Source organism: Pseudomonas rhizozeae, from assembly GCF_031583775.1.
Lineage (GTDB): Bacteria > Pseudomonadota > Gammaproteobacteria > Pseudomonadales > Pseudomonadaceae > Aquipseudomonas.
In genome coordinates this window covers 1-25,690 of sequence record NZ_JAVLSB010000074.1, presented here as the reverse complement: position 1 = coordinate 25,690, position 25,690 = coordinate 1, and the positions used below count along the sequence as shown (strand labels likewise).

General features: G+C 57.7%; 25 protein-coding genes and 1 tRNA gene. 16 read left to right on the top strand and 10 right to left on the bottom strand.

The annotated features are described in order from the left end of the window. The first annotated feature begins 651 nt into the window (after positions 1-651). Positions 652-2,157 (top strand): YdgA family protein, encoded by a 1,506-nt coding sequence (locus RG836_RS25995; RefSeq protein WP_310850639.1) that lies wholly within the window; start codon positions 652-654, stop codon positions 2,155-2,157. Between the two features lie 90 nt (positions 2,158-2,247). On the opposite strand, the gene RG836_RS25990 is transcribed toward RG836_RS25995, so the two are convergent. After that, on the bottom strand, positions 2,248-3,786 hold the full coding sequence (locus RG836_RS25990; RefSeq protein ID WP_310850638.1) for an FAD-dependent oxidoreductase: 1,539 nt from the start codon (positions 3,784-3,786) through the stop codon (positions 2,248-2,250). A gap of 138 nt (positions 3,787-3,924) precedes the next feature. Here RG836_RS25990 and RG836_RS25985 point away from each other — a divergent pair, with 138 nt between their 5' ends. The 7 genes from RG836_RS25985 (at position 3,925) to aldA (ending at position 11,679) form a co-directional block, all read left to right on the top strand. Continuing rightward, positions 3,925-4,485: a YbhB/YbcL family Raf kinase inhibitor-like protein gene (locus tag RG836_RS25985; RefSeq protein ID WP_310850637.1), complete on the top strand. Its 561-nt coding sequence runs from the start codon at positions 3,925-3,927 to the stop codon at positions 4,483-4,485. 87 nt (positions 4,486-4,572) lie between these two features. Beyond that, entirely contained in the window at positions 4,573-6,288 is a 1,716-nt protein-coding gene (locus RG836_RS25980; RefSeq protein ID WP_310850636.1) for a vWA domain-containing protein, read from the top strand. Beyond that, a complete protein-coding gene (locus tag RG836_RS25975; RefSeq protein WP_310850635.1) occupies positions 6,285-6,872 on the top strand; it encodes an RNA polymerase sigma factor in 588 nt (195 codons plus the stop codon). The genes RG836_RS25980 and RG836_RS25975 overlap by 4 nt, the downstream gene beginning before the upstream one ends. Then, on the top strand, positions 6,869-7,498 hold the full coding sequence (locus tag RG836_RS25970; protein ID WP_310850633.1) for a hypothetical protein: 630 nt from the start codon (positions 6,869-6,871) through the stop codon (positions 7,496-7,498). The genes RG836_RS25975 and RG836_RS25970 overlap by 4 nt, the downstream gene beginning before the upstream one ends. 79 nt (positions 7,499-7,577) lie before the next feature. Next, entirely contained in the window at positions 7,578-7,772 is a 195-nt protein-coding gene (locus RG836_RS25965) for a hypothetical protein (protein WP_409078110.1), read from the top strand. A 276-nt stretch (positions 7,773-8,048) separates the two neighbouring features. After that, on the top strand, positions 8,049-10,226 hold the full coding sequence (locus RG836_RS25960; protein WP_310850630.1) for a PQQ-dependent dehydrogenase, methanol/ethanol family: 2,178 nt from the start codon (positions 8,049-8,051) through the stop codon (positions 10,224-10,226). Positions 10,227-10,248: 22 nt separating this feature from the next. Next, positions 10,249-11,679: an aldehyde dehydrogenase gene (aldA, locus tag RG836_RS25955; protein WP_310850629.1), complete on the top strand. Its 1,431-nt coding sequence runs from the start codon at positions 10,249-10,251 to the stop codon at positions 11,677-11,679. 115 nt (positions 11,680-11,794) lie between these two features. Here aldA and RG836_RS25950 read toward each other — a convergent pair whose 3' ends face one another. Beyond that, complete coding sequence (locus RG836_RS25950; RefSeq protein ID WP_310850628.1) at positions 11,795-13,744, bottom strand: sigma-54-dependent Fis family transcriptional regulator; 1,950 nt, start codon at positions 13,742-13,744, stop codon at positions 11,795-11,797. Positions 13,745-14,125: 381 nt separating this feature from the next. Here RG836_RS25950 and pqqA point away from each other — a divergent pair, with 381 nt between their 5' ends. Next, entirely contained in the window at positions 14,126-14,197 is a 72-nt protein-coding gene (gene pqqA / locus RG836_RS25945) for a pyrroloquinoline quinone precursor peptide PqqA (RefSeq protein ID WP_310850641.1), read from the top strand. 264 nt (positions 14,198-14,461) lie between these two features. Here pqqA and RG836_RS25940 read toward each other — a convergent pair whose 3' ends face one another. Next, the gene (locus tag RG836_RS25940) at positions 14,462-14,725 is read right to left on the bottom strand and encodes a helix-turn-helix domain-containing protein (RefSeq protein ID WP_082149474.1); all 264 of its coding nucleotides are present in this window, start codon (positions 14,723-14,725) and stop codon (positions 14,462-14,464) included. A gap of 58 nt (positions 14,726-14,783) precedes the next feature. Here RG836_RS25940 and RG836_RS25935 point away from each other — a divergent pair, with 58 nt between their 5' ends. Continuing rightward, entirely contained in the window at positions 14,784-15,299 is a 516-nt protein-coding gene (locus tag RG836_RS25935) for a hypothetical protein (RefSeq protein WP_310850626.1), read from the top strand. Between the two features lie 231 nt (positions 15,300-15,530). Then, the gene (locus RG836_RS25930; RefSeq protein WP_048400808.1) at positions 15,531-15,995 is read left to right on the top strand and encodes a hypothetical protein; all 465 of its coding nucleotides are present in this window, start codon (positions 15,531-15,533) and stop codon (positions 15,993-15,995) included. A gap of 26 nt (positions 15,996-16,021) precedes the next feature. Here the strand turns inward: RG836_RS25930 and RG836_RS25925 are convergent, their stop codons facing one another. Further along, positions 16,022-16,249 carry a hypothetical protein gene (locus tag RG836_RS25925; protein WP_048400806.1) on the bottom strand — a complete coding sequence of 76 codons (228 nt, stop codon included), beginning with the start codon at positions 16,247-16,249 and terminating at the stop codon, positions 16,022-16,024. Between the two features lie 414 nt (positions 16,250-16,663). On the opposite strand from RG836_RS25925, the gene RG836_RS25920 reads away from it, so the two are divergent. From RG836_RS25920 to RG836_RS25910, 3 genes are read left to right on the top strand one after another with little or no spacing between them, the layout of a single operon-like run. Continuing rightward, complete coding sequence (locus tag RG836_RS25920; protein WP_048400805.1) at positions 16,664-17,485, top strand: TIGR04255 family protein; 822 nt, start codon at positions 16,664-16,666, stop codon at positions 17,483-17,485. Beyond that, positions 17,482-18,093: a hypothetical protein gene (locus RG836_RS25915; protein WP_048400802.1), complete on the top strand. Its 612-nt coding sequence runs from the start codon at positions 17,482-17,484 to the stop codon at positions 18,091-18,093. The genes RG836_RS25920 and RG836_RS25915 overlap by 4 nt, the downstream gene beginning before the upstream one ends. 12 nt (positions 18,094-18,105) lie before the next feature. Next, positions 18,106-18,561 carry a hypothetical protein gene (locus RG836_RS25910; RefSeq protein WP_048400800.1) on the top strand — a complete coding sequence of 152 codons (456 nt, stop codon included), beginning with the start codon at positions 18,106-18,108 and terminating at the stop codon, positions 18,559-18,561. 7 nt (positions 18,562-18,568) lie between these two features. Here the strand turns inward: RG836_RS25910 and RG836_RS25905 are convergent, their stop codons facing one another. From RG836_RS25905 to RG836_RS25890, 4 genes are all read right to left on the bottom strand, one after another. Next, positions 18,569-19,753 carry a hypothetical protein gene (locus tag RG836_RS25905; RefSeq protein ID WP_310850623.1) on the bottom strand — a complete coding sequence of 395 codons (1,185 nt, stop codon included), beginning with the start codon at positions 19,751-19,753 and terminating at the stop codon, positions 18,569-18,571. Positions 19,754-19,873: 120 nt separating this feature from the next. Continuing rightward, entirely contained in the window at positions 19,874-20,533 is a 660-nt protein-coding gene (locus RG836_RS25900; protein ID WP_048400798.1) for a helix-turn-helix domain-containing protein, read from the bottom strand. 1 nt (position 20,534) lies between these two features. Further along, positions 20,535-20,969, bottom strand: coding sequence for a hypothetical protein (locus RG836_RS25895; protein ID WP_048400796.1), 435 nt, complete (start codon positions 20,967-20,969; stop codon positions 20,535-20,537). Positions 20,970-21,272: 303 nt separating this feature from the next. Further along, complete coding sequence (locus RG836_RS25890; RefSeq protein ID WP_010565378.1) at positions 21,273-21,896, bottom strand: recombinase family protein; 624 nt, start codon at positions 21,894-21,896, stop codon at positions 21,273-21,275. A 289-nt stretch (positions 21,897-22,185) separates the two neighbouring features. Between RG836_RS25890 and RG836_RS25885 the strand changes: the two genes are divergently transcribed. Next, a complete protein-coding gene (locus RG836_RS25885) occupies positions 22,186-22,569 on the top strand; it encodes a hypothetical protein (protein ID WP_053221333.1) in 384 nt (127 codons plus the stop codon). Between the two features lie 70 nt (positions 22,570-22,639). Here RG836_RS25885 and RG836_RS25880 read toward each other — a convergent pair whose 3' ends face one another. After that, positions 22,640-24,475, bottom strand: coding sequence for a site-specific integrase (locus tag RG836_RS25880; RefSeq protein ID WP_310850615.1), 1,836 nt, complete (start codon positions 24,473-24,475; stop codon positions 22,640-22,642). A gap of 109 nt (positions 24,476-24,584) precedes the next feature. Next, a tRNA-Arg gene (locus tag RG836_RS25875) sits at positions 24,585-24,661 on the bottom strand. A gap of 346 nt (positions 24,662-25,007) precedes the next feature. On the opposite strand from RG836_RS25875, the gene RG836_RS25870 reads away from it, so the two are divergent. Then, positions 25,008-25,690, top strand: a 683-nt coding sequence (locus RG836_RS25870) for an aldehyde dehydrogenase family protein (RefSeq protein WP_310850613.1), incomplete at its 3' end; no start/stop codon positions are given.

Sequence of the window (25,690 nt, the reverse complement as noted above, 5' to 3'; positions counted from 1 at the left end):
TGGCCGGGGGCGGCTAAACCGGCGTCCTGCCGGGTTGCCCACTGCGCAAGACCTGCGTTCAGCCTCTGGTTAACGGGGCAGAGCAGATCAAAAGCCAAATCAAAAGCTGTGCGCCGAGGCGGCCTAGTAGCCGACCTGGGTTCGGGTCGTACGAGTAATTCTGTGGGAGCGAGCCTGCTCGCGAAAGCTGACTATCAGTCACTTCATAATCCGAGGATTGACCAAAACCCTGTGGGAGCTTGGCTTGCCAGCGATGACTCTCGCTCAGGCGCTAGAGATCTTGCATGCGTACATATCCATTCCTTTTGTGATGGCTGATATAGGTTCCGCTCTTACAGCGGGCTTGCTCCGGGCGGCGTTCCGAAGAAAGCTGACTATCGGCGACTGAATAATCTGCGGATGTACCCAAATCATCGTCAGATCGCTGCACTGCCCTCTTCGCCACAAACAGCAGAGCAGAATTCGACCCTGTCCCCCGCCTGGCGCGGGAACAAACTCATCGTCCAAACACTCTTTAACCCTTAATCGCTGGGTCCATTCGCGCGGCCAGTGCTAATCTCCACGCACTTTTCGTGCTGTCGTGCCCGCTGACCGATTCGGGTCAGCGAACGACCGCCACACCCTCAACAACGGACATTGATCGGGTAAACCATGAATAAATCTGCAGGGGTTCTGTTAGCTATCGTTGTCGCCGTGGGTGCTATCAGCGCCGGGGGCGCCTGGTACACCGGCACCAAGCTTGAAGGGGTGCTGCAAACCTCGATCAGCGACGCGAACAAGGAACTGCAGACAGCCCTGGTGGGCTCCAAAGGCACCGCGACTCTGGAGTTGGTGTCGCTGGAGCGCGGCGTGTTCACCAGTACCGCGCATTACCGCCTCAAGGGTGACGGCGAGATGTTCGGTGACCAGCCCGTTGAACTGCTGCTGGTCGATCACATCGAGCACGGCCCGCTGCCGTTCTCGCGCCTGACCACGCTCAAGTGGCTGCCGGTCATGGCCACCAGTCACTATTCCCTGGAAAAGAACGCGCTGACCGAAAAATGGTTCGCCGCCACCAAGGGCGAGTCGCCGCTCAAAGGCGTGGTCAACATTGGCTACGACCGTGCCACCAACGGCAATCTGGAATTGCTGCCGCTGGAAACCGCGCTGGATGAAAAATCGAGCCTGAAGTTTTCCGGCCTGAAGATGGACATGGATGCCAGCGCCGAAGCGAAGAAGGTCAAGCTCAGCGGCTACATGGACAGCCTCAAACTGGTCACCGTGTCGGAAGACCAGGCACCGGTGCAGGTCGAGCTGAACGGCCTGACCCTGGCCAGTAACCTGAGCAAAAGCAGCTACGGCTATTACGTTGGCGAGAACACCCTGGAGCTGACCAACACCAAGACCACTTTCGGTGTGAAACAGTCGGTGCTGAACTTCAAGAACTTCGAGATGAAGAACGCCACCGAAGAGTCCGGCACCAGTGCCTCGGGCCGTGCGGATTACAAGGTTGGCGAAGTGTCGTTCAACGACAAAGTGGTGGGTTCGGCGAAAATGGCCATGAGCCTGAAGAACCTCGACATCCCCGCCACCATGTCCTTGATGCAGCTGTACCAGACGCGCCTGCAGCCTTACGAGCAAGCTCTGGCCGAAGCCACGGCGGCGGGCGAGCCGGCCCCGGAGTTGAACCTCACCCCGGCCGAGGAAACCCAGGCCAAGGCTGACATCGAGAAGCTGCTGGCCGGCGGTCCGCAAGTCGCTCTGGAGAATCTCTCCTTCACCACGGCCAACGGTGAAAGCCGCGCTAACCTGGTGGTCGACCTGACCAAGCCGCAGTCGTTGGATCTGCCGGCCGATCAATTGGGCCGACAGCTGATCGCGTTGCTCGACTTCAATCTGCAAGTGTCGAAGCCGATGATCGCCGACCTGGTGGGCATCCAGGCGCAGATCGACGGCCAGACCGATGCCAAGGCAATTGCCGACCAGGCCAGCGCCACCGCCGACATGGCCAGTGCCATGGCCGTGGGCAGCCAATTGGCCACGCTGGACGGCAACAACATCGTGACCAAGCTGCATTACGCTGCCAATCAGGTGGAGTTCAACGGCCAGAAAATGACCGTCGAACAATTCATCGGGTTTGTGATGAGCAAACTCGGTGGCGCGGGTGTGATTCAGTAAGCGCTGCTTTGCACTAAGCGATCGTCAACGCCCGGCTTCTGCTAAACGCAGGGTCGGGCGTTTTGCCGTTCGCAAACGGCCGGGAAGCATTCAACTCTGACTGCTGAAATCGCGAACCAGCCGCCACGCTTCGTCAAGAGACAGCGGTTGCTTCATGCGCTGGGCGAGCATCGCCGTAGCGCGCTCTTCATCGCAGGCCACGACCGCCGCGACCAGCCCGTCCTTGCCCAATAGACCAATGAACGGCGGATGGTTCGGGTCGCCTTTGAACTCCACTGCGTCCCAATTTTCGGCGTGGCCCAAGTAGTCGTAGCGCTTGCCGAAGTGGTAGGTCCAGAAAAACGGCACATCCAGATAATGTTCTTGCCCGCCGAGCATGTTCAGCGCGGCGATCCGCGCCTGTTGCTGGGCGACGCGCCAATGTTCGATGCGCTCGGGCGTGCCGTTGAGCGGGAAGGTCACAATGTCGCCGGCCGCCCACACGCCTTCGCTGACCGCCATGCCACCGTCGGCAGTCAGTGAATGATCGTCCTCCTGCGGCAAGTTGCTGAACACATCGGTCGCGGGGCTGACACCGACCCCGACCAGCACCAGATCGGCGACGAACCGTTGGTCGTTATCCAGCAGCACCGCTTCGACTTTGTCAGTGCCTTCGATGCTGACCGCCTGACCGTCGCAGTGATATAGCACACCGTTGGCTTCGTGCCGCGCGCGAATGGCCTCTCCGACCCGCTCGCCGAATTGCGCGGCGAAGGGGGTGGCGTGGCGGGCCAGGACGGTGACGTCCAGTCGATGTTTACGCAGGGCCGATGCGGCCTCCATAGCGATGAAACTGTCGCCGATGATCACTGCCCGTTGCCCCGGTTTGGCGGCTTCGACGATCTGCCGCGCGTGGTCCTTGCTGCGTAGCAAAAACACCTGCGGCAGATCCGCACCGGGAATGTCGAGGGCGTGTGGTTGACCGCCGGTGGCGATCAACACGGCGTCATAGCTCAGAGCTTCGCCCTGTTTTAACTGGATCGTGCGCTGCGTCGTGTCGAGGCCAGTGACTTCATCATTCACCCGTTCGATGCGTTGTTCATCGTAAAACCCGGCCTCGCGCAGCGGTGGGGTGTCGTCCGGCGGCATTTCGCCGGCAATCACGAATTTGCTCAGCACAGTGCGGTCGTAGCCGGCGTCTGCTTCGCGGTCGATCAGTTGAATGCGTCCGCCAAAGCCCGTCTCCCGCAGGGCGGCGGCGCCTGCGGTACCGGCCGCCCCCGCGCCGATAATCACAAAGGTGCGCGGGTCATCGGTCAGCGGGGTTTTCTGCGCGAGCAAGGGTTGGTCATCGACCCATACCTCGTCATCGCGCACTTCCAGGTGATAGCGCTTGAGGCTGTCCAGGGCCGGCGGTTCGCACAGCGCGCCATCCTCCAATCGAAACGCTGCCTTGTGCCACGGGCAGATCAAGCGACCGTGACACACTGCCCCGTCGGCGAGTGGTGCCCCCGCGTGCGGGCACTCGCCTTGATAGGCCCGCAGTTCATGACCGGTACGCAACAGCACGATTTTGCTGTCAGCGATCTGCACTTCCAGGCCGCGATCTTCTCTGACATCGGCAACACGGGCGACACGGTGCAAGGTCATGATCAGTCTCCGGCAGGCATTTCCCGTTGGAGTCGGGCGATTCTGCCGAGGTTCAGCCCAATTCCCCGTGCCACACCGGCGAGCGTGCGGCTATAGTTCGCTGGCCGACGACGGCCCCATCAGCGCAAGGTGCTTGGCATGACCCGATTGACCTCTCTGAACCCTTGGCTGGCGGCCATCGCCGTCGCCTTCTGTGTGCAATTGCCAGTGCAGGCCCAAGAGCGTTTCACCCTGAATATCCCCGGCGTGACCGACGATCGGCTGTTCACTTCGGCGGCCGCCAGTGACGCGGCGGGCTGTGGCGGGCACAACGTCTCGCCGGCCCTGAACTGGAACGCCGGCCCGGCAGGCACCCTCAGCTACGCGATTGTCATGCACGACCCCGATGGCGGCAAAGGGCAGGGCGTCGATCACTGGGTGCATTACGGCATTAAACCGACGACCCACCAGATTGCTTCCGGCGTTGGCGGCAAACCCGGCCTCGAAGGTGTCGGCGGTACCACCAGCAAAGGCACCACCACATACATCGGTCCGTGCCCACCGGTCGGAGACAGCGCCCACCACTACATCATCCAGATCTTTGCCCTTGACCTCGCACCGGATGCGTTGCCCGCCGGCCTGACCCGCGTGCAGTTGCTGGAAAAAATCAAAGGTCACGTACTGCGCAACAGCAGCGTGGTGCGCCGTTACCACCGCTGAAAAAAATGTTCGGGTGATTAACCCGAAGCTTGAGGGCTGGCCGTCTCAACAGGGGAATGAATCAATTTCCTCCTGAGGTCAGCCCCCATGTCCCTCCCTCTGCACGACCTTCGCCCCGCCGCCCAGGGTTTCGCCGTCGTTTTATTGCTGGCGGTGGCCGGTTGCGGCGTCTCGTCCACGCCTGAAACCTCGTCGACCGCCGCGCCTGCTCAACCCGTCAGTCAACGCCTGCCCGCGCCGGTCCACAGCGAAGCGTTGATGGCCGACGGTGCGCTGGTGAAACGCGCTGCACGGGCGGAATCGAAGTCGATGTACGCGCCCATGCCGGCCGGGGACATCAGCCCGCCGGGCTATCGCGATGAATCCCGCGAGCAGTACCAGGCGCTGGCCGACAACCCGATTCACAGTGTCGCGCAAATGCCGGTCTCGACCTTCAGCACCGACGTCGACACCGGCGCCTACGCTAATGTCCGGCGTCTGCTCAACCAGGGGCAGTTGCCGCCGCAAGGCGCGGTGCGACTGGAAGAAATGGTCAATTACTTTCCCTACGATTACGCGTCGCCCACCGATGGCTCGCCGTTCGGCGTGACCACCGAGCTGGCGCCGTCACCGTGGAACCCGCACACCCGATTACTGCGCATTGGCATCAAGGCCTCCGACCGCGCCGTGGGGGAGCTGGCGCCGGCGAATTTGGTGTTTCTGGTGGACGTGTCTGGCTCCATGGACCGCCGCGAAGGTTTGCCGCTGGTCAAAAGCACCCTGAAATTGCTGGTCGATCAATTGCGCGAGCAGGACCGCGTGTCGCTGGTGGTGTATGCCGGCGAATCGCGGGTGGTGCTGGAGCCGACTTCGGGTCGCGACAAGGCGAAAATCCGCAACGCCATTGAACAACTGACGGCGGGTGGCTCCACGGCGGGCGCTTCAGGCATCGAACTGGCCTACCAAATGGCCCGTCAGGCGTTTATCCCCAATGGCATCAACCGCATCCTGCTGGCCACCGACGGTGACTTCAATGTCGGCATCAGTGACTTCGACAGCCTCAAACAACTGGCTGTGGATAAACGCAAGACCGGGATTTCCCTGACCACCCTGGGTTTTGGCGTGGGTAACTACAATGAACACCTGATGGAGCAATTGGCCGATGCCGGCGACGGCAATTACGCCTACATCGACAACTTGCGCGAGGCGCGCAAAGTGTTGGTCGACCAACTCAGCTCGACCTTGGCGGTGGTGGCGAAAAACGTCAAAGTCCAGGTGGAATTCAACCCGGCCCACGTCAGCGAATATCGTTTGCTCGGCTACGAGAACCGCGCCCTGAAGCGTGAGGATTTCAGCAATGACAAAGTCGATGCTGGCGAAATCGGCGCAGGCCACACGGTGACGGCGTTGTACGAAATCGTACCGAAAGGCCAAAAGGGTTGGCTGGAGCCGCTGCGCTATGGTGAGGTGGTGTCAGACGTTTCCGCAAAAAATGGAGAAATGGCAATGCTGCGCGTGCGTTATCAGTCGCCGGAGGGTGGCAACAGTCGTTTGATCGAGCGGCCAATCCTCGGCGAAAAACTCCGCAGCCTGGCCGCGGCCAGTGATGACTTGAGGTTTGCCGCAGCGGTTGCGGCGTTTTCCCAGCAACTCGAGGACGGTCGTTACACCGGCAGCTTCCAACTCAAGGACACTGAAGCCCTGGCCCGCGCGGCACGAGGTGATGATCGCTATGGGCTGCGCGCCGAATTCGTGCAACTGGTGGAGCTCGCGCAGAGCCTGCAATCCTCCGGCGCCGGCCATCAGGTTTCAAGTCGCGAATGACCGGCAGGGCGGCTGTGGATAACGCCGGCGCCAGCAGCGATGAGTCGCTGTTGGCGCGTTACCGTTCGGGCGAAGCGACGGCGTTCGACGCGTTGTACCAGCGTCATCGCCAAGGCTTGTATCGATTTTTGCTGGGCCTGAGCGGCAAGGCAGAATGGGCCGAGGAGGTTTACCAGGACACCTGGCTGAGCTTGATCCGCAGCACCAGTCAGCCACAAGGGCGGGCGAGTTTTCGTACCTGGCTCTACCAAATTGCCCGCAATCGCCTGATTGATCATTGGCGCAAACACGGGGTTCGCAACCCGCTGCACGACAGCTACGACGAACAACTGCATGCCCAGGTCGACGATGGCAACGAGCCGGAACACTTGCTCAATCTCAGCCGCGACAGCCAGCGCCTCGACGCCGCATTGCAGACCCTGCCCGCTGACCAGCGCGAAGTGTTCCTGCTGCGCGCCCATGGCGACCTCGATTTGCCACAGATTGCGGCGCTCACCGACACTGCGCTGGAAACGGTCAAGAGCCGCTTGCGTTACGCCCAGCAAAAATTGCGTCGGCTGCTGGCCGAGGAGGTACTGACATGACTGACGCCCGTCCGACACCGGAAGACCAAGTGCTTAAACATTTTCGCGACAACACCCCCGGCGAACCTCCGGCGCACCTCGATGCGTTCATCCTCGCTGCAGCCCACCGTGAAGCCCCGGCCGTGAAGCCCAGCCTTTGGCAAAAATGGCTGCGTGCCTGCCAGCAGCCGCGCTGGCAAGTGGCGTTCGCCAGCCTGGTCGGCGTGGCCCTGATGCTGACGCTGGTGCAACGCGCCCCGGTTCCGCAAGCCACTTACGACTTCGCCCCCGAACCCAAAGCCGCGGTCAAAACCGAAGCGGCACGTGCGCCGGCGCCTGTCGCGCGCGCCCTTTCCGCACCGGCCGGCGAAATGGCCGCGCCTGTGCCGGCCGCGCCCATGGCCGACTTCGCCGCGCCGCAGCAGGAAGCGCTGAGCACCGAGCGCGCCGGGGCTCTCGACGAAGCCAAAACCAGCAAAAAATCCGCTGCCCGCGTGGCCCCGAGCCTGGATGATCAACTGCGCGAAGTCCTGCGCCTGCGCGCTGCCAATCAAGGTCCAGCAGCCGATGCCTTGCTCAAGTCTTTACGGCAACGTTATCCCGCCGAAAATCTCGACGCACGCCTCAAGCAAGTGGCCAAACCCTGACCGACATCCTTCAGCGCATTTGGCACGACCCCGCGAAAGGGCGCACTATCCGTTTATTGCCGATGCGTTGGAGGAAGCCGTGGCGCAAAAAATCGATCGCATCGCCCAGTTGCTCAAAAGCGCCGAGATCCGTCAGGCCGTGACCGAGACGCGTAAGGAATTTCTGCTGAATCAGCCGGAAGAGCTCGTTGACGACAGTGGTCTGGAGGACGAGGAGCTGGACGAGGTGGGGGATGAGGATGAGTACGATGAATTTGACTGGACGACTGAGTGAATGAAAAAACCGCTGCGGCGGTTTTTTTTGGCCTCCGCTGTTTCGCCCTTCCCATCGCCCACCTGAGAACCGCTACACCTGTCGCACCACCTGTCGCATTTCTGCGACACCTGCCCGCTACACCCCTGCGCCGAGAACTCCCCTCCGCCGCACTGAAACCCCCGCGGCATCGGCCTTGTAGTCCCTTTCTCCATGCCTGGCACAGTCGTTGCGCTATCGCTGTGTACCGATAGCGTGAGGCTGCGGTGCCTACTAATAAGAATCGGAGACTCAACGATGAACCAGATTAGCCAGCAGCGATGCCTGTTGGGCGGTGGTGCCCCCTCGGTCGCACGCAAACTCTTTACCTCACTTGTGCTCAGTGCCGCGGTCAGCGGTGCTGTGCTGGCGGCACCGGACAAGCCTGCGGCGGTCGATGGTGCGCGCATCAGCGCGGCCGACAGCGAGCCGGGCAACTGGATGAGCACTGGCCGCACCTACGATGAACAACGCTTCAGCCCGCTGAAAAAAATCAACGACGGCAACGTCGCCAAGTTGGGTCTGGCCTGGACCTACAAACTCGACATCGACCGTGGCGTCGAGGCCACGCCGATTGTGGTGGACGGTGTGATGTACACCACCGGACCGTTCTCCATCGTTTATGCGCTGGACGCCCGCGACGGCAAACTGCTCTGGAAGTACGATCCCAAATCCGACCGTGGTCGCGCCGGCGAAGCCTGCTGCGATGCGGTGAATCGCGGCGTGGCGGTGTGGAATGGCAAGGTCTACGTCGGCGTGCTGGATGGTCGCCTGGAAGCCATCGATGCCAAGACCGGCCAACTGGCGTGGTCGGTGGATACCCGCACCGACCATTCGCGCAGCATCACCATCACCGGCGCGCCACGCATCGTCAAAGGCAAGGTGATCATCGGCAACGGTGGGGCCGAATATGGCGTGCGCGGCTACATCACCGCCTATGACGCCGAGACCGGCAAGCAGGACTGGCGCTTCTTCACCGTGCCCGGCGACCCCAAGCTGCCGCCGGAAGGCAAGGGCATGGAAATCGCCGCCAAGACCTGGCACGGCGACAAGTTTGTCGATCAGGGCGGCGGCGGTACGGTGTGGGACTCGATGTCCTACGACCCGAAACTGAATCTGCTGTACATCGGCGTCGGCAACGGCTCGTCGTGGAACCCGAAACTGCGCTCCGAAGGCAAGGGCGACAACCTGTTCCTCTCGTCCATCGTCGCCATCAACCCGGACACCGGCGAGTACGTCTGGCACTACCAGACCACGCCGGGTGATGCCTGGGACTACACCGCCACCGCGCACATCATGCTGGCCGACCTGAAGATCTACGGCAAAGAACGCAAGGTGCTGATGCAGTCGCCGAAGAACGGCTTCTTCTACGTGATCGACCGTGCCACCGGTGAGTTGTTGTCCGCCAAGAACATCGTGCCGATCAACTGGGCCACCGGCGTCGACATGAAAACCGGGCGGCCGATCGTCGATGAAAAAGCCGCGGTGTATTGGACCGATCCTGAGAAGAAAGCCAAGCTCGTGCAGCCCGGTTTCTGGGGCGCCCACGACTGGCAGCCGATGTCCTATAACCCGGCTACCGGACTGGTCTACATCCCGGCGCACATCATGTCGGCGCTGTACCAGGACACCGACGGCCATCCGCGCAAGAAATTCAAAAGCATGTACCAGTTGCAGGTGAACACCGGAATGATGCCGGAAGACCCGGATGGCTTGCGCAAACTGGCGGACACCTGGACCGGCAAGTTGATCGCCTGGGACCCGCTCAAGCAGGAAGTGCGCTGGGAAGTGCCGTACTCGACCATCTTCAACGGCGGCACCCTGAGCACCGCCGGCAACCTGGTGTTTGAAGGCACCGCCGATGGCCGCGTGGTCGCTTACTCCGCCGACAAGGGCAAGATGCTCTGGGAGCAACCGGCCAACACCGGCGTGATGGCCGGCCCGGTCACCTATGAGGTGGACGGCGAGCAATACGTGACGTTCATGGCCGGTTGGGGCGGGGCGTTTTCCACCTTCGCCGGGGCGCTGTCGCTCAAGGCCGGGGTCAAGCCCAACGCCCAGGTGCTCACTTACAAACTCGGCGGCACCGCCAAGCTGCCTGACCTGAAATACAAATACGCTGACCACAAGGTTGATCCGCCACCGTTCACCGGCACCCAGGAACAGGTTGACCAGGGCCGCGCGATCTTCAATGGCCACTGCGACACCTGTCACGGCATCAACGCGATCAGCGGCGGCGTGCTGCCGGACCTGCGCATGCTCAGCAAGGAAAACCACCAGGCTTTCCTCGGGATTGTCTACGGCGGCCGGGTGCCGGATGGCATGCCGTCGTTCGCTGAAGAGCTGACCCCGGAACAGGTCGAGCTGGTGCACCAGTACATCATCAAGCGCTCGCATGAATTGCTGCAAACCATGCAGACCGCGAAGAAACCTTGAGCCCGGCACGGAGACTGACGCCATGACCACGACTTACCAGAACTACATCGACAACCAGTTTGTCGGCAGCGAAGAACACATCGAGGTGTTCAACCCGGCCAACGCAGAGTTGCTGGCGCGGGTGCCGCAGGCCAGCAACGATCAAGTGGCAAACGCCATCGCTGCCGCCCGCAAAGCGCAAAAGGGCTGGGCGGCCAAACCGGCCATCGAGCGGGCCGGCTATCTACGGCGCATCGCCGCCAAAGTCCGGGAAAACGCCGAACGCCTGGCCCGGGTGATTACCCAAGAACAAGGCAAGGTGCCGGGCCTGGCCTTGGTGGAAGTTAACTTCACCGCCGACTACCTCGACTACATGGCCGAGTGGGCGCGCCGTCTGGAAGGTGAAGTACTGACCAGCGACCGCGTCGGCGAGCACATCTTTCTGCAGCGTAAACCGTTGGGCGTGGTGGCGGGCATCCTGCCGTGGAACTTCCCGTTTTTCCTCATCGCTCGCAAGATGGCCCCGGCGCTGGTGACCGGCAACACCATCGTGATCAAGCCGAGCGAAGAAACGCCGATCAACTGCTTCGAGTTCGCCCGCCTGGTGGCCGAGACTGATTTGCCGACCGGTGTGTTCAACGTCGTCAGCGGCACCGGCGCGGGTGTGGGTCATGCGCTGACCAGCCACGCCGGCATCGACCTGATCAGCTTCACCGGCAGTGTGCTGACCGGCTCGCGGATCATGGCTGCCGCCGCACCGAACATCACCAAGCTCAACCTGGAACTGGGCGGCAAGGCCCCGGCCATCGTGTTGGGCGATGCTGACCTCGACCTGGCGGTGACCGCCATTACCGCGTCGCGAGTGATCAACACCGGGCAGGTGTGCAACTGCGCCGAGCGCGTCTACGTCGAGCGTAAAGTGGCTGAGCAATTCATCGAAAAACTCGCCACTGCCATGGCTGCCACCCGCTACGGCGACCCGTCGCTGGAGGCGAATCTGGACATGGGCCCGCTGATCAACCAGGCCGGCCTCGACAAGGTCGCGCAGATGGTCAGAACCGCCACCGGGCAGGGCGCGCAACTGATGACCGGCGGCGCCGTGGCGGATAAAGGCAAGGGCTTCCACTACCAGCCGACCGTGCTGGCCGGTTGCAACGGCGACATGGAAATCATGCGCAAGGAAATCTTTGGCCCAGTCCTACCGGTGCAGATCGTCGACGACCTCGACGAAGCCATCGCCTACAGCAACGCCAGCGAATACGGCCTCACCTCATCGCTCTACACCCGCAACCTCAGCGCCGCGATGAAGGCCAGCCGCGAACTGGATTTCGGCGAAACCTACATCAACCGCGAAAACTTCGAAGCCATGCAGGGCTTCCATGCCGGCACGCGAAAGTCGGGGATTGGCGGCGCGGATGGCAAGCACGGGTTGTATGAGTTCACGCACACCCACGTCGTGTACATCCAGGAGTAACGGCCAGGGCTGGGGATTCGATCAGCAATGCCTTGAGCGGTCCTTCGGGTTCGCTCCTTTTTCACTGGGTTTGGCGACAACGAACCCAGTGAAAAGGGAAGCGCGGTTGGATGGCTTAGAACACGTCGTTGGGCTGCACGATTCCATGCTTTTTCATCTTGCGGTACAGCGTCGAGCGGGAAATCCCGAAGTGCTCCGCAGCAGCACTGATGTTCCAGCGGTGTTCGCGCAGGGTGGCGTACAGGTAGCGGGTTTCGGCGTCGCCGAGTTGCTCGGCGAGGTGAGTGGTCGGGGTCGGGTTATGTGGCAGGGAGGGGGCGGCATGCAGTTCGTTGGGCAGGCAATCGATGTCGATCAGGCCGTCCTCTGCCAGGGCGACGGCGTAGCGCAGGCAGTTGAGCAACTGACGGATATTGCCCGGCCACCCATAGCCGTGCAGGCGCTTCCGCGCCTCGGCGTGCAAGCGCAAACCGTTCGAGCCGGGTTGCGCTGCCAGCAACTGCTCGATCAACTCACCTCGGTCACTGCGTTCGCGCAGCGCGGGCAACGCCAGGGTCATGCCGCTCAGGCGGTAGAACAAGTCTTCGCGGAAGGCTTTGCTGCGGATCATCTCGGCCAGGTCCTGGTGGGTCGCCGAGACCACTTGCACGTCCAGCGGCACCGGCACTTCGCTGCCCAGCGGCGAGATTTCCCGTTCGGCCAACACCCGCAGCAAACGGGTTTGCAGATGCGCCGGCATGTCGCCGATTTCATCCAGAAACAAGGTGCCGCCATTGGCCACTTCCAGCTTGCCCTTCATGCCTTTTTTATTGGCGCCGGTGAAGCTGCCGCTGCGGTAACCGAACAGCTCACTCTCGATCAGGCTCTCCGGAATCGCCGCGCAATTGAGTGCCACAAAGGGGCCGTTGCGACGGCTGCTGGCTTGGTGAATAGCGCGGGCGAAGGCTTCTTTGCCAGTGCCGGTTTCGCCGGTGATCAGAATCGAAATGCCTTTGTCGATCACCTTGCGGATTCGTCGCACCCCTTGTTGCAACACAGGATCGGCGCCTTCCAGTTGATCGAGCAGCGGGTGGTGACTGGTGACGTTAGGTGCCGACGCGCTCGCCGTGGTGGGTCGCACGGAACCGGCCGGAATGCGCAGGCCAACGTCCACCAGCGCGTCATCCGCCAGGGCGCGCAGGCAAACGCTACGGCCGCCACCGCTGGTCATGCGCAGCAACTCATCGACGTTGGTCGGCAGCAGGCTGTCGATCCGTCGGCCGAGCAGCGCGTGCGGTTGCCGGGGGTTATGCGCCTGATCGTAGGCGACGAACGCCGCGCGATTGGCGCCGATCACCCGGCCGCTTTCGTCCAGCGCCAACAGGTGCTCGTAGGCCAGGTCACTGATGTCGTCGCGGGACTTGATGTCGAGGGTGAGGCAGTCGCGGAAACTCTGGCGGAAGTGCGCATTTTCAATCAACCGCGCATACATGATCACCAGTTGTTGGGTGAGGTACTGCGCCTCTTTCGGTCCGTCGCTGTTAAGGCTGGTGGCGTTCAGGCAACCGCGCAGCAAGCCTTGGGCATCAAAGATCGGCGACACCGAGCAACTGAGGCGAAAGTTGGAGGTGAGAAAGTGTTCCTCGCGGTGAATGGTCATCGCCTGGGCTTCCGCCAGGCATGTGCCGATGCCGTTAGTGCCGACCACCGATTCGTCCCAGCGAGCGCCCACGATCAGCCCGGATTGCGTATAGGGGTCGTGTTGAGAGGGCAGGCGCGCGTCCAGCGTGATGCCATGCTCGTCGCTCAACAACACGGCAAAACCGGCCTGCGCCACACGCTTGGACAGCCCGCTCACGCCTTGGCTGGCGATGGTCAGGTAGTCCTGATGCAAGGCTTGATGCTGACGGATTTCTTCAGCTGTGAGGATGTGCTGAGCCGCCGGCCCTCTCGGGTTGAGGTGGTGTTGGTGGATGCTGCGATACCACGACTGCGCGATCAGCCCGTCCGGACGAATACTGCGTTCGCGGAAGTGTTCGTTGACGAAAGTGGCGAGTTCGCTGGGGTTGGTTTCCAAGGCATGCACGGAGTTAACACCTCACGCTGGCCGATGCTGCCGGTAACCCGCGCAGACCGACGATTTCTTGTTTTTGTTGAATCGTTAGCAAGCCAACGATGTCAATCCACTGCCCTGACTATAGCCCCATGGTCGGCGGCTTGCAGTCATTCTTCCGTCGGATACTTGGCAAAATCGAAGGAATTGCGGACACCGTAGGCAAGGCACGGCCGGACGTTTTACCGCGCCACAGCGGTCCTGCCGGGCGACAAGGACAGAGGTCGCAGTGATGCGACTGATGTAAGGCTTCAGTTACGTCGGAGGCGAATTGAAGCGACACCATCCAGCGATTGCTGCTGAATGGTAAAAGCCAGCCGGAGCGTTCCGGCGCCAAAACAAGAGGAAATAACGATGTGGATCAAACCCAGCTACACCGACCTGCGCATTGGTTTTGAAGTGACCATGTACTTCGCCAGCCGCTAAGCATAAGCAGCAGCGCCTCGGCTTGCCGGGGCGTTTCGCGGAAATGAAGAAGGCGAGAAGTGGTCGAGCGGCCATAGAAAAAGGGCTTAGGTTTTCACCTAAGCCCTTTTCTTTGTATGGTGCACCAGGCGGGATTCGAACTCACCACGTCAGTAGCCCGTGTTTCCCCACCGCCTAGCGGGCCTTTCTGGCTGAATGTACCAGCTTAGTGGGGCTGGTTGATGTCCCACCTACGGTACTCAGCGAACCCACGCAATGCAAATTTCATTGAGTTTCTGCTCCCGGTGCTGGATGGCCTACTTCCTCAACGATTCGCAGGATCTCGTAGGGATCCGCTCCTGTTTGTCTACACACCTCTAGAAACTCAATTACGTCCAGCCTTCGTTCACCGCGCTCGAACTTTGAAACATAAGACTGAGGCCGCCCCAGCTTTTCAGCGACCTGCCATTGAGTTAACCCAGCCGCATTCCTTCGCTCAATCAATAGATCGAGTAAGCGGAGGTAGGGAACAGAGTGGATAGATTTCATTGGAGCTGCCGAAAGGAATTCGACAGGTTCAATAAACCTATTTCAGGATTATCCCAAAATGGGTTTTTGTAGTATTTTCCGCTTGATCGTTTGCTCCCTTTCGATTTACCGCTACGTTTTTGTGAAGCCGCTAGGCGTCGTGGGAACAACTCAACTCAAACCTCGAGTCGTCAGAATGCTAAGAATCGTACTGCTTGTATCGCTAGCTTTACCCACTGCTGTGTTTGCCGATGTCCAGGCGGATTGCAGTGCCAAAATGAATGGCGAAGCGCACTGTGAGTTCGCCAACAAGGGTAAGCAGAAGGACAGCTCTTGCGTCGTCATCGAAGTGGTTAGAGCCTACGATGCAAAAATGTATACCCGACCTTCCTTCGGGGGTAAGGGAGCCACGCTTACTTCCGAAAAGATCTGCTCGGGGCTCGTAGAAGCTAATGACATCCGTGAGCGAACCCCATCGAACTCTTGGGCCGTCAATGGCACGCCGATGACCCCGATGGCGTTCTGTGAGTCTGACAACCCTTGGGAGAAGGCCTCCACCAATTGCATTATGACGACGAAGGTCGTCGCCAACTGAGTGCAGAGGCTACATACCAAGCAGTGACAGTTTTCAGTGGTGTGTATACGGCCTTTCTACAAAGCGTCACTTCTAGCCCCATCCTGGCCTCAAGGCGCCGTGCTTCTCGCTCTGCGCAACTACTCACAGCAATAAATAACGTAGGTCACCTCGTCATTATCTAATGATCGCTAAGCTGTTCGATTACGGTTTTTCTCGGCCATCTGGCCTAAACGAAAGGAATCACTATTCATGAACATGAAAATTTCTGGGATGGTTATTGGTGCTGCTGGCGTTGTGATGCTGATGATTGCGATGGGTATGGACACTAGCGTCGTTGTAGACAGTGCCTACCCATCTCTAGCCGGGATGCGGGTAAACAACCTAGGTCTGATTTCAGAAAAACAGAACTACACGCTTATCGCCGTGGCATTTCTGATCTTGGGTGTGCTGCTTTTTGGGTTCGGTTCCGTTGCCAGCAAGTCCAGTGCAACAGGTGGCGAGATACCTTCTGCTCAAAAACTTGAGCCGGCAGACTACTCCGCCGAGGACTTGATGAGGGCGATCGCCAAAGGCGATTTGATCGAAGCTCGAAAAATCGTGAACTCAGAATTGGACTTAACCAAGGGCGCCGGATCGATGTCTTTTGTCGAATACGCTGATCTTTACGATCAGGTCGAAATCAAGGAGCTGATCCTGATGAAGCAAGGTTCTTGAGGCATTCGCATTTCTTTAAGGCTCGCTCATGAAGGAGGGGACTGCCGTAGTCGCATAATAGTGTCTGTGATGCCTTGAGCATTCGCGTCCAGCGTTTCCATGGCGGCGATTGCGTTGGCAGCGATACTTTTCGATCCATTCTCGGACAGCCACTTGGTCACCTCTTCAATGGCCGCACATATGGCGTGCTGGTTGTGAAGCAGCAATGTGAGAGCGTCCGCTGTGGCTATGTTGGCTTCGGAATTACCTGGCATGTCTATCGTCCTTGAGCAACTGATACGGAGAGACTAGCTGAACTCGTGGTTTTCGGAGCCTCTCTCCAAATCCGCTGGCACCGGGATTAATTGCATTGGCTTGGCCGTAGCCTTAGCGAACATGAGCGGCAGTGAACGCCCCCTACGGACCCAGCTATTCAGGCGGGATGGTTCAACGAGGCCCTCTGCCTCTAAAATCCCCTTCAAAGCTAGGGGCAAGGGCTCTTTGTCGTTTATGTACGTGTAAAGTTATCCACAGGGTTATACAAAATGCTATCTTCACCTTACCATCCATGATCGACCTAGCTAGGTCGGTCATGGATGGTAGGGTGAAGGGGGGAGTCGCATGGGTTTATCTGCGGTCTACCGGTTTACAACCACCCTGCCCACTATTCGTAAAGCTGGGAAGCGTTCATGAAAGAGAGGTTTGACAACCCTCCGTTGCTCGAAATCATCGCCGAGCTTCGTTGGGAGCTGCCATCGGTGGTCAGCCATCCGGGTATACCTACCCCGGTTCTGCCCCCGTTGTCGCAATCCCTTGAGTCCGATATTGATGGATTTTCCAAACAGATCGCCACTCTCGGTTTTCAGAACATAGAGCGTCTAGTTCCGCCCGGTTTCCCGTGGATGACGGGCGGTCCGGTTTTACGTTACACGCATAGTCCGCAAGGGCAAGATGTCCAGGAAACGCTAAAATCGTCGACAATTTTTCAAATTGGTGCAGGGGTTTTCACCGCAAATGCTGTGCCTCCCTATACCAGTTGGGACGACTTCGAGCCGCTTGTAAGGCACGGAGTGGAAGCGATGCTGTCTATGGAGTTTTCCGGTGGGCGGCCGAAAGTCTTTGCACCGTCTCTTCGGTATGTGGATGCGTTCAATGCGGATCTAACGCAGGGGTTGGCTCTGCGTGATTTCTTGGATCAAGTGATGGGGTTGAGCATCAAGCTCCCCGAATCAATCCGTTCTCGCTCGTCTTTGAGTGAAACAGAGGTTCCGCTGGTTCACGTTGTTATGCCGCTTGAGTTCGGGAGATTGATGCTCCAGTTCTTAGATGGCATGGTGAATGGTCAGAGAGCGTACATACTCGATATGTCTGTGCATTTCGACAATTTCGATCGCAGTGATGTTGCGGGAATCATGGAAGCGTTCTCTAGTGCGAGAGACGTAATCCATGAGGTTTTTGTTGGACTGACAAAACCCATTCATGGACTGATGAAGCCAAGGAGCAATGTATGACGACCGTTCATGCCGCGCGCTATTACGAAGCTATGCCTCGTGCTGTTGATTGCCTGGAAACACTGCTTGCGTGGGTTAAGCAAGCAATGCAGACCATGGGATTCGGCACCCGCGCAGAACTCAATGCACATGGCTATACGCGATCAGTTTACGTCACTTCGGTCGCCGAGTTTGCGAGCAGCTATTCCTCTGACGCATCCGTTTGCTTTAACCCTTCCCTAGATGACGAAGAGATCAGGCAGATCACCGCTCGTGCCTACTCTTCGATCTTCGCCATACGCCTTGATGAGCATTCGGCATCGAGAGTAGTAATGCTCGTGGACTGCCAGCTAGGGTGGGATGGTGAAGAGGCAAAGCCTCTTGAGATTCGCTCTCTCCAGGCAGCAACGATGTTCATTATCGCGCATGATCTCAAAGAACGGTCAGTGGGCATTTTTATGAATGGCGACGGAGAGATGATCCTAAATTGGCACGGTCAGGGCGGCAGCTTGGTGGAGCTGACATTTGCGGAACATGAGATTGCGATGTACGTCGATGGTATGGAAGACAGAGTGGTTTTTGCTGCTCAAGATCCGGCTTTCGAAGCAGAAATCGCAAAGCATATCTAACAAGGATAGGCGATGGATGTGGAAGTCATAAAGGCGAGGCCTTTCGCCTTGCCTGAGGAGGAGGTTGTGATTGCACTGCATCCTCCGCGCTGGGACCCGAAGCTAAATCGCGGTACCAAAAGTATTTTCGAAAAACCCAATACTTCAGTCAGCCGCCGAGTCATTTCATCGATCGAAGAAATAGTCGCTTCTTTCCGTCGTTCGATTCAGGGAGGTAAGGTGGACCTGAAAGGTTATGGAGTAATCGGTGTGGCCACAATAAAGGCGATCGGCGATGAATCCCAAAACCCTATCGCTTTTGAAGTGACCGTTGATCCAGTCGACCCAACCCGCGAGGATCCTATTGGCAATCCTGCGCACGCGGAGATCATCCCATTTGCGCCTGATAAAAGCTCAATCCGGCCTCGGGTAAGCGATGGGGTATGTTCCAAGCTCGAGAAAGCGCTCACGGTGGTCCAGGTCGATTAGCCTAGACCTAAGAATTGATCCAGGCGCGGATGCTTTCGTACAGCTCCTGCGCTTGCTGGGTAAGCTTCTGAGTCGAGTAAACCGGACTGGTCTTTTTCAAACGCTCACCAGTTAGCTTGCTTGCAGTAATGTCATATTCTTTGATGCAGTAGATGGCCCATGAGCGGGCGCTCCGGGGCGCTTCGATGTCTACAGCCAGATTGTTGTACCGTTGCCTGTAGCCGGCAGCTAGCGCCTCCCTGAGAGCCTCTGTGACATCATTCACCCGGTCACCTGGGATGCACAGTGCACCATGGATGTGAGCAGGATGATTTTCTGTGCGGCCGGTGTGATTGAATTCAATGTTGAATGCTTGATCAGTCGTAATGCCAAGCTTCGCCAGCGTTCGCTTGATGATCTCAGCGATGTAGTTCGCCGGTCCACGTGGAGCAGCAAGAGCCGCTTCAGCCGTTTCGTGATCGAGTCGGATGGTGATCGTTTTCGCGTCGGGCTTTGTGCACAGCCGGAAGATACGAAAGAACTGTTTGATTTCCGGCCTTACAAATTTCGCCCAGTCCGGCAGTTCACCATTCCCCTGATAATCCTGCACCAGCTTCCGAACGAAAGCATCGATCTTCAGTATTTTCTCTATCTGCTCATGATCAACGTCTGGATGTAGATCCTTAATAGCTACTACACGTTCTGCATGACCCAAGTAGAAATCAGCGAGAAGTCCCGTTTTATTTGAGGTTGGCAGCGCCCGGCCGCGACGTTTTGAGCGTCTGTTTTTTGCATTTACTCCAGAACCGGCAACGTCGATATCGCTCGGAATAAGCTGACTCACTGGAAAAGCAGATGTCTCTTGGTATTCCATGTGTGGCCTGGAAGAGCTGAGAGGCCTGTAGGAAGGTGCTCCCGCAAATAGACCGACCTCTATGGCCCGATACTCTTCAGGCGTGCTGTGGATAGTTTCACGAGGGCCGGCTGGCAGCTCTAGGGCAGGCTCGCCGAGTAGCTCATCCAAGTGTGCAAATTCATCTAGATCGACGTCGATTGGTTGGGGCTGGTCAAACCATTCGTCTCCAAAAAGATGTCTGTAAGCTTGCCTCTGCACCATGCTTTCTGCGTGGCGGTTACGAGCACTAGAGAGCAGGCGAGTTTGAATTTGTGAAACCAGTCCCTCCCTGAATGGGCTCTGATGATTGATCGTCATACAATTCTCAATGCCCGGCACGGATCCGGGCAGATTTTCATTTTTGTGGTTCCCTGGTTGTCGCCAGAGGGTTGAGGGTCTTTTCCTGGTTCTAAGGGTTTGACACTTGTGCGGTCACCATCAGGTCACCTCACTATCAAAGCCTTCGCACACGATGTCATCGTCTTCGACTGCTAGCCTTTCGTTCCAGGCCTCATCCTCTTTTGACTCAAGCCAGCTCAAAGTTTCGAGCTCACCTTCGATTGCTTCAGCGTCACCGTTTTGCTCCGCATCTTCTTTGCGTTGCTCGGCTCTCAGTTTGGCGACGTCGTACTCCGTCATGATGTGAATCCGGAGCTCAGGCATCTCTTCCACGTCCAATGCCATTTCCATCCTTTCTAAAGGTAGAGCTCGACGCCCGACGTCTTGAGTCAGTTTCAGAGCGGTGGCGCTCGCTGCCAGCGCTCTGAAAGAGGTGATATCAGTTACATCAAGCTGCTCGATAGCTATTGAGAGCTTGCTTCTGATTTGGTGACTGATTGAAAGGTCGTCCATCACCAGTGACGCCGCTATCAGTTGGACCTTCTCCAGGGCGAATGCCGCGTTCAGCATGTCCTCTCTGGCCTTTGCGATGAGCTTCTGCTGAGTAGCGCCAGCGACGGTCTTGTTCGCTTTCAGAATGCGCTGTGCAGTGCTCACGCTGATCTCTAGCTGATGCGCGATTGCGGGAATGGTGTATCCCGCTTCCCTCAGAATGACTGCTTGCGCGTTTTGGTCTGGCGTTGCTTTTTTACCCGCCATGTCACACCTCGTCATCGAAATTGCGCAGCACGGTGGGTCTTGGCGGTAGCTTAGCTATGGCGAGCAATTCGGCTTCGAGTCTCTCCCAGTTACCTGCGACGGTGGCTGTAGGAAAGCCGGACAAGCGGGCGATGTCGTGAATTTGGAATGGAGAGAGCGATACGACCGGGGTGCCGGAGGCTCTCAGTGCCTCTATGAGCGAATTAGCGATGGCTTGGCGCGTATGGCTGCGCTGGGTGATGCTCGCTGCGGGTTGGTTGCGGCAAGGTCTAGGCGAGCTGATGCCGTTCTTCCGGCAAAGGTGGTAGGCAGAGTCTTTCGTCCAGCGGATGCCGTCAGTGCGGGGATTACTGTTGTTCAGATGTTGCGCGAGGCGTCTGTAGGAACTGATTGGGTTCTTGAGGAAGTCACGTGCGTTGTCTTCTAAGGTGCTCATAGTGGTGTTTCCTAGGTTTGGATCGTTGGTAAGCGTTCATGAAGTGCGACTCTCGTTTTGTTTATGGTTGATCTGCTTCTAGGAGCAGTGAGCTGATCATATGGCGCCCAGGATTTAGCGTCTAGCGTTTACTTCATAAATATCAATTGCTTGCAAGCGTTTATTCGTACTTTATCGGTTTTTTGTCGTTACACGTTTTCTTGGCCCGACATCAGTGTCGAAGGCATTCAACAATCTGAACAAGCTAATGGTCCTGAAGCAAAAAGCCCGCATCTAGGCGGGCTCTGTTGAATATCTGTCTGATCACGCTTTAAGTGTGCGCTTGATGCGGTAGACCGTCGCGACGCCACACTCGGCCATCTTCGCAACCTCATCAGCGGAGGCCAGTGGATGCTTTGTCAGGATGCTCTCGACCTTCTTCCACTTGTCCGCGTTCTTGCTCTTGCCGGTGGGCTTCCAGTCAGGTTCAGCGGCTTGCTTGTTCTGTATGCCCTGACGGATGCGTTCCACACGTTTCTCTTGGTCAAGGCGCGCCATGGTTGCCATCAAGTCAATCAGCATGCCGTTGACAACCTCCATGATTTGGCCGGTGATGCCGGTATCCTGCACCAGCAGGTGGCTGGTCGGTAGATCGGCAATCACCAGCCGTAAACCTTTGGCTTCAATCGTGGCTTTCAAGGACTTCCAATCTGATTGGGAGAGTCGAGTGAGTCTGTCCACAGATTCGCAGAGGCAGATGTCTCCAGGGGCAGCGGCTTCTAGCATGGCGAGTAATTGAGGACGATCAAGCTTTGTCCCGCTGATGTTCTCTGCATAGATGCCCGCAACAACTAGCCCTTTGTCCGCAGCGAACGCTTCCAGTGCGGTCTTGGCTCTGTTGGCGTCTTGATCCTTGGTGGATGCTCGGAGATAGAGGTGGGCGTTCATGGTTGACTATCCTTTAAGCTTGAATTCGATAGATCAATGATAATCCTATCATTAGGCTATCTGCAATAGTCATTTGATAGGTCTCAGCTAAAGGCTGTCCCCCTATCAAACCTGTCTACTACTTTGATAGCTGATGAAAGGTTACCTGCACACCGGCCCCACGCGTGCACATCAGTGGTTCCAGTATCATTTCGATATCACTTAATTAATTATGTGCGCCAGCAATAACCTCAATCGCGGGCGCTCGAAGCTCGCTCCAGATTCCATGGATGACTAGAAAGGACTTTTTGTGAAGAGACTCGTGCTGGTTGCTGCGTGCACTTTGATACTGGTGGGGTGTGAAGATCAGGGCCTGTTGACTATTGAATCAGCGAAGAAGGGTGTCGCGTCAGTTTTCAAAGATCCGGAGGCTGTCCAGTTCGAAGATTTCACCATCTCTGCTGACGGTAAGCGCGCATGCGGCAGGGTAAATGGGAAAAACGGATTCGGAGCTTATGTGGGGTACGAGAGATTTGGGGCAGCCGTTCAAGGCACCGGAAGCGCAGTCATCATCACGGACGTGAAACTTGAGTCCGAGGAGTGGAAGGATTACGAGGCCCTACTAAAACCGACCATGGGAGATGAGTGGCGCGAGCAGGCTGGTATTAAGAGCAGGCTGATGTGTAAGTCTTGAACTTAGCATGCGCGAAAACGGAGGTGGAGCGAAGGGCCATTCCTGGCCCAAACTCAACTCGATCACACATTCAGGCCAATCGTTCTGCTTGATTCAAACCGTACTCCTCGCGATGTCGCTGGATACTAGCTTGCAGCTTTTCACCCAGGCGGTCTTCAAAGTCCGCGTATGTAACGTTCGCGAGGTCTACGGGGATCACTAGTGCCTCAAGAACGGCCTGTTTTTTCGATATGGTGAACCCGTTTCCGTACTTCGCTACCTGACCTTCATTGCTTCGTGAGTGACCAGTGAGGTCGGGCAACACTAGGTATGCTTCCGACCCCAGTTCTCGCGCCATATCGGTAAACGTGTGACGAAAACTGTGGAAGTTTTTTCTGTCCGTCTCACCGTCAGAGTCCCTGGAGCGAATCCCACATTTGAAAAAATATCCCGCCGCTGGTGTGCTCGGACTCGGGAATCGACAGTAGAAATGCGTGGCGTTGCTACCCCAGCCTTTTTTTGGATTATAGGTAAGTCCATCTGAGAACAGCTTTTCTCGTCCCTGTCTTGATGCCTCGCCGACAAAATCCAGAAATCCCATGCGAATCAGCTCGCTGTGGATGGGCAAAATTCTTCGACTAGACTGATTCTTCAGTGACTTTGGCAGCGGCCGATCTAATTCGTCGTCCATCAGGCTGAGTGTCCAGATGCCGTCTATGTCGTTTTTACTGACATCCTCAGTGTCGAGCTGGCAAAGCTCATTCAGTCGTCCACCGGTAAAAAGTCCCAATAACGGAAGCCAGAACTGATACGGGTACACTGCGTTACTTCTCGTAAGCTCGTTGCTGGTATACAGATAGCCACCGAATATGGCGCGCAGGTCACTCTGAGTGAATGCTTTCTCGGGCGGCATTTGACCAGCAGGGCTGCTGTTGATCTCAGGTCTCTCAGGAGCATCTGGATGAATGGTTGTCATATTTTTTTTGTAGGCAAAGCTGTGTAGCGCTCCAAGGCGGACGGAGATTTTCTCGATCGTCCCGGCACTGATGGGCGTTTCCCCTTCTTTTATAAGGATCGACTCAGGCGCAGAGCATGGACCTGGAATTTTCGCGCCACGAATGCGCCGAATTTCGAAAACCTGCATATAGATGCGTTCGAAGTCTTCAATCGTTAGCAAGTTCACCGGTTTGTTGCCGCTCAAAATATTCAATCGGCAAGCATGGCCGTGCTCGTCTTCTTTTGTTCTTTCAGACTTTTTGCTGTCTTTGGCGAGCCTCTTTTGTGAGTCCCAATGCAGTTTCCATAGTTCGTAGAGGGTAGGTCCGTCAGGCTGCTGCAATGGCTTTGGATCGATCGGGGTAGGTCTTGGACTGCTCACTGGTTGCAGCGCCAGCCGTTCTAGGAGCGCTGGCAGCAGTTTTTTGAACTGGAGCATAGGCAGGTTTCGGCCGCTAGCGTAAAGCTGCTCAGCGAGCTCCTGTTGGCTCTCAGGGATTGCCCCGCTACTTCGTCCAGTCAGCAAGATCGCGATGACGCTCCGGCGCTGTTTCTCTTCGATCTCGCACCATGCTTCATCTGAAAGCACTGACTTAGCGGCTAGTGTTGGCTCTGTTGGTTCACTTGAGTACAAGCCCCAATCCTTCGCCCCGTCCGCCTGTTCGATCTGTTCAATAAACAGCTCGTAGTCTTCGTCTGTTGGTTGGTAATCGTCGCGGTTAACCACATTCAACACCTTGTCAAAAACGGCCTCGTAGCGAGCAACGTATTGCCGCGCACGGCGAAGCGCTAGCCTGAGGCTATCGGTTTTCAGGGAACGTCGGATTTCTCGTTGTAGACCTAACGCAATGCGCAAGGGCGCCGGAGTCACCATTCGAAAATAGTACGTTCCGAAACGATTTGTGAAGAGGTAGGAGGGCTGAGCTGGCATGGTTGGCACCGTTGCGATGCCCCACCTAAAAGCACTATGCAGTGCCTCACTGGGCTTTCAGGCCCTCTACTTGACGGTAAATATATACCGAACAAGCAGTTACAGAAATTGGTGCACCAGGCGGGATTCGAACCCACGACCCCTGCCTTCGGAGGGCAGTACTCTATCCAGCTGAGCTACTGGTGCAATGCGGGCGCCATGATACTCAGTTGCGCTGCGGGCGTCCATGCTGCTGAATCGGCTGTGTTTTTCCGGCTGTTAATCGCTCTTGAGCGTGCTGATCGGTAAAACCGCACAAAATCCGCCATTCGTTCTTTTTTTCGAACAGGCTATTGTCCTTTAAGCCCTTTGATCCTAGGATTCGTTTGAGATTTCAAACGCTCTTGTCTGGGTGCTGAACCGCACGAGTCCAATCCGTGCGCTATTTGTGCTTCAGCCCAGTGAATGATTTCCCTGACGGCAGCCTTTAAAGGCGCCTTTCGACCCTCACAAAATGGCTCCGCCCTGTGCGGTGCTGTTAAGGAAAGCCGACATGCAGCTTAAAGACACCCAGTTGTTCCGCCAGCAAGCCTTTATCGATGGCGCTTGGGTCGATGCGGACAACGGTCAGACGATCAAGGTCAACAACCCGGCCACCGGTGAAATCCTGGGCACGGTACCAAAGATGGGCGCTGCCGAAACCCGCCGTGCCATCGACGCCGCGGACAAAGCGTTGCCAGCCTGGCGTGCGCTGACCGCCAAGGACCGCGCCAACAAACTGCGTCGCTGGTTCGAGCTGATCATCGAAAACCAGGACGACCTCGCGCGCCTGATGACCCTTGAGCAAGGCAAGCCATTGGCCGAAGCCAAGGGCGAAATCGTTTACGCCGCGTCCTTTATCGAGTGGTTCGCCGAGGAAGCCAAGCGCGTCTACGGTGACGTGATTCCGGGCCACCAGCCGGACAAGCGCCTGATCGTGATCAAGCAGCCGATCGGTGTCACCGCCGCCATCACCCCGTGGAACTTCCCGGCGGCGATGATCACCCGCAAAGCAGGCCCGGCACTCGCCGCCGGTTGCACCATGGTGCTCAAGCCGGCCTCGCAAACCCCGTTTTCCGCCTTCGCTTTGGCTGAACTGGCGCAGCGCGCCGGCATTCCGAAGGGTGTGTTCAGCGTGGTGACGGGCAGCGCCGGCGACATCGGCAGCGAGCTGACCGGTAACCCGATCGTGCGCAA

Excerpts from the sequence above, each read along its gene's own strand:
- RG836_RS25935 (WP_310850626.1), top strand. The coding sequence starts at position 14,784 with ATGGGTTTTTGTAGTATTTTCCGCTTGATCGTTTGCTCCCTTTCGATT.
- aldA (WP_310850629.1), top strand. The coding sequence starts at position 10,249 with ATGACCACGACTTACCAGAACTACATCGACAACCAGTTTGTCGGCAGC.
- RG836_RS25975 (WP_310850635.1), top strand. The coding sequence starts at position 6,285 with ATGACCGGCAGGGCGGCTGTGGATAACGCCGGCGCCAGCAGCGATGAG.
- RG836_RS25985 (WP_310850637.1), top strand. The coding sequence starts at position 3,925 with ATGACCCGATTGACCTCTCTGAACCCTTGGCTGGCGGCCATCGCCGTC.
- RG836_RS25890 (WP_010565378.1), bottom strand. The coding sequence starts at position 21,896 with ATGAACGCCCACCTCTATCTCCGAGCATCCACCAAGGATCAAGACGCC.
- RG836_RS25995 (WP_310850639.1), top strand. The coding sequence starts at position 652 with ATGAATAAATCTGCAGGGGTTCTGTTAGCTATCGTTGTCGCCGTGGGT.
- RG836_RS25960 (WP_310850630.1), top strand. The coding sequence starts at position 8,049 with ATGAACCAGATTAGCCAGCAGCGATGCCTGTTGGGCGGTGGTGCCCCC.
- RG836_RS25905 (WP_310850623.1), bottom strand. The coding sequence starts at position 19,753 with ATGACGATCAATCATCAGAGCCCATTCAGGGAGGGACTGGTTTCACAA.
- RG836_RS25980 (WP_310850636.1), top strand. The coding sequence starts at position 4,573 with ATGTCCCTCCCTCTGCACGACCTTCGCCCCGCCGCCCAGGGTTTCGCC.
- RG836_RS25920 (WP_048400805.1), top strand. The coding sequence starts at position 16,664 with ATGAAAGAGAGGTTTGACAACCCTCCGTTGCTCGAAATCATCGCCGAG.
- RG836_RS25930 (WP_048400808.1), top strand. The coding sequence starts at position 15,531 with ATGAACATGAAAATTTCTGGGATGGTTATTGGTGCTGCTGGCGTTGTG.
- RG836_RS25880 (WP_310850615.1), bottom strand. The coding sequence starts at position 24,475 with ATGCCAGCTCAGCCCTCCTACCTCTTCACAAATCGTTTCGGAACGTAC.
- RG836_RS25990 (WP_310850638.1), bottom strand. The coding sequence starts at position 3,786 with ATGACCTTGCACCGTGTCGCCCGTGTTGCCGATGTCAGAGAAGATCGC.
- RG836_RS25925 (WP_048400806.1), bottom strand. The coding sequence starts at position 16,249 with ATGCCAGGTAATTCCGAAGCCAACATAGCCACAGCGGACGCTCTCACA.
- RG836_RS25970 (WP_310850633.1), top strand. The coding sequence starts at position 6,869 with ATGACTGACGCCCGTCCGACACCGGAAGACCAAGTGCTTAAACATTTT.
- RG836_RS25910 (WP_048400800.1), top strand. The coding sequence starts at position 18,106 with ATGGATGTGGAAGTCATAAAGGCGAGGCCTTTCGCCTTGCCTGAGGAG.
- RG836_RS25895 (WP_048400796.1), bottom strand. The coding sequence starts at position 20,969 with ATGAGCACCTTAGAAGACAACGCACGTGACTTCCTCAAGAACCCAATC.
- RG836_RS25915 (WP_048400802.1), top strand. The coding sequence starts at position 17,482 with ATGACGACCGTTCATGCCGCGCGCTATTACGAAGCTATGCCTCGTGCT.
- RG836_RS25940 (WP_082149474.1), bottom strand. The coding sequence starts at position 14,725 with ATGAAATCTATCCACTCTGTTCCCTACCTCCGCTTACTCGATCTATTG.
- RG836_RS25900 (WP_048400798.1), bottom strand. The coding sequence starts at position 20,533 with ATGGCGGGTAAAAAAGCAACGCCAGACCAAAACGCGCAAGCAGTCATT.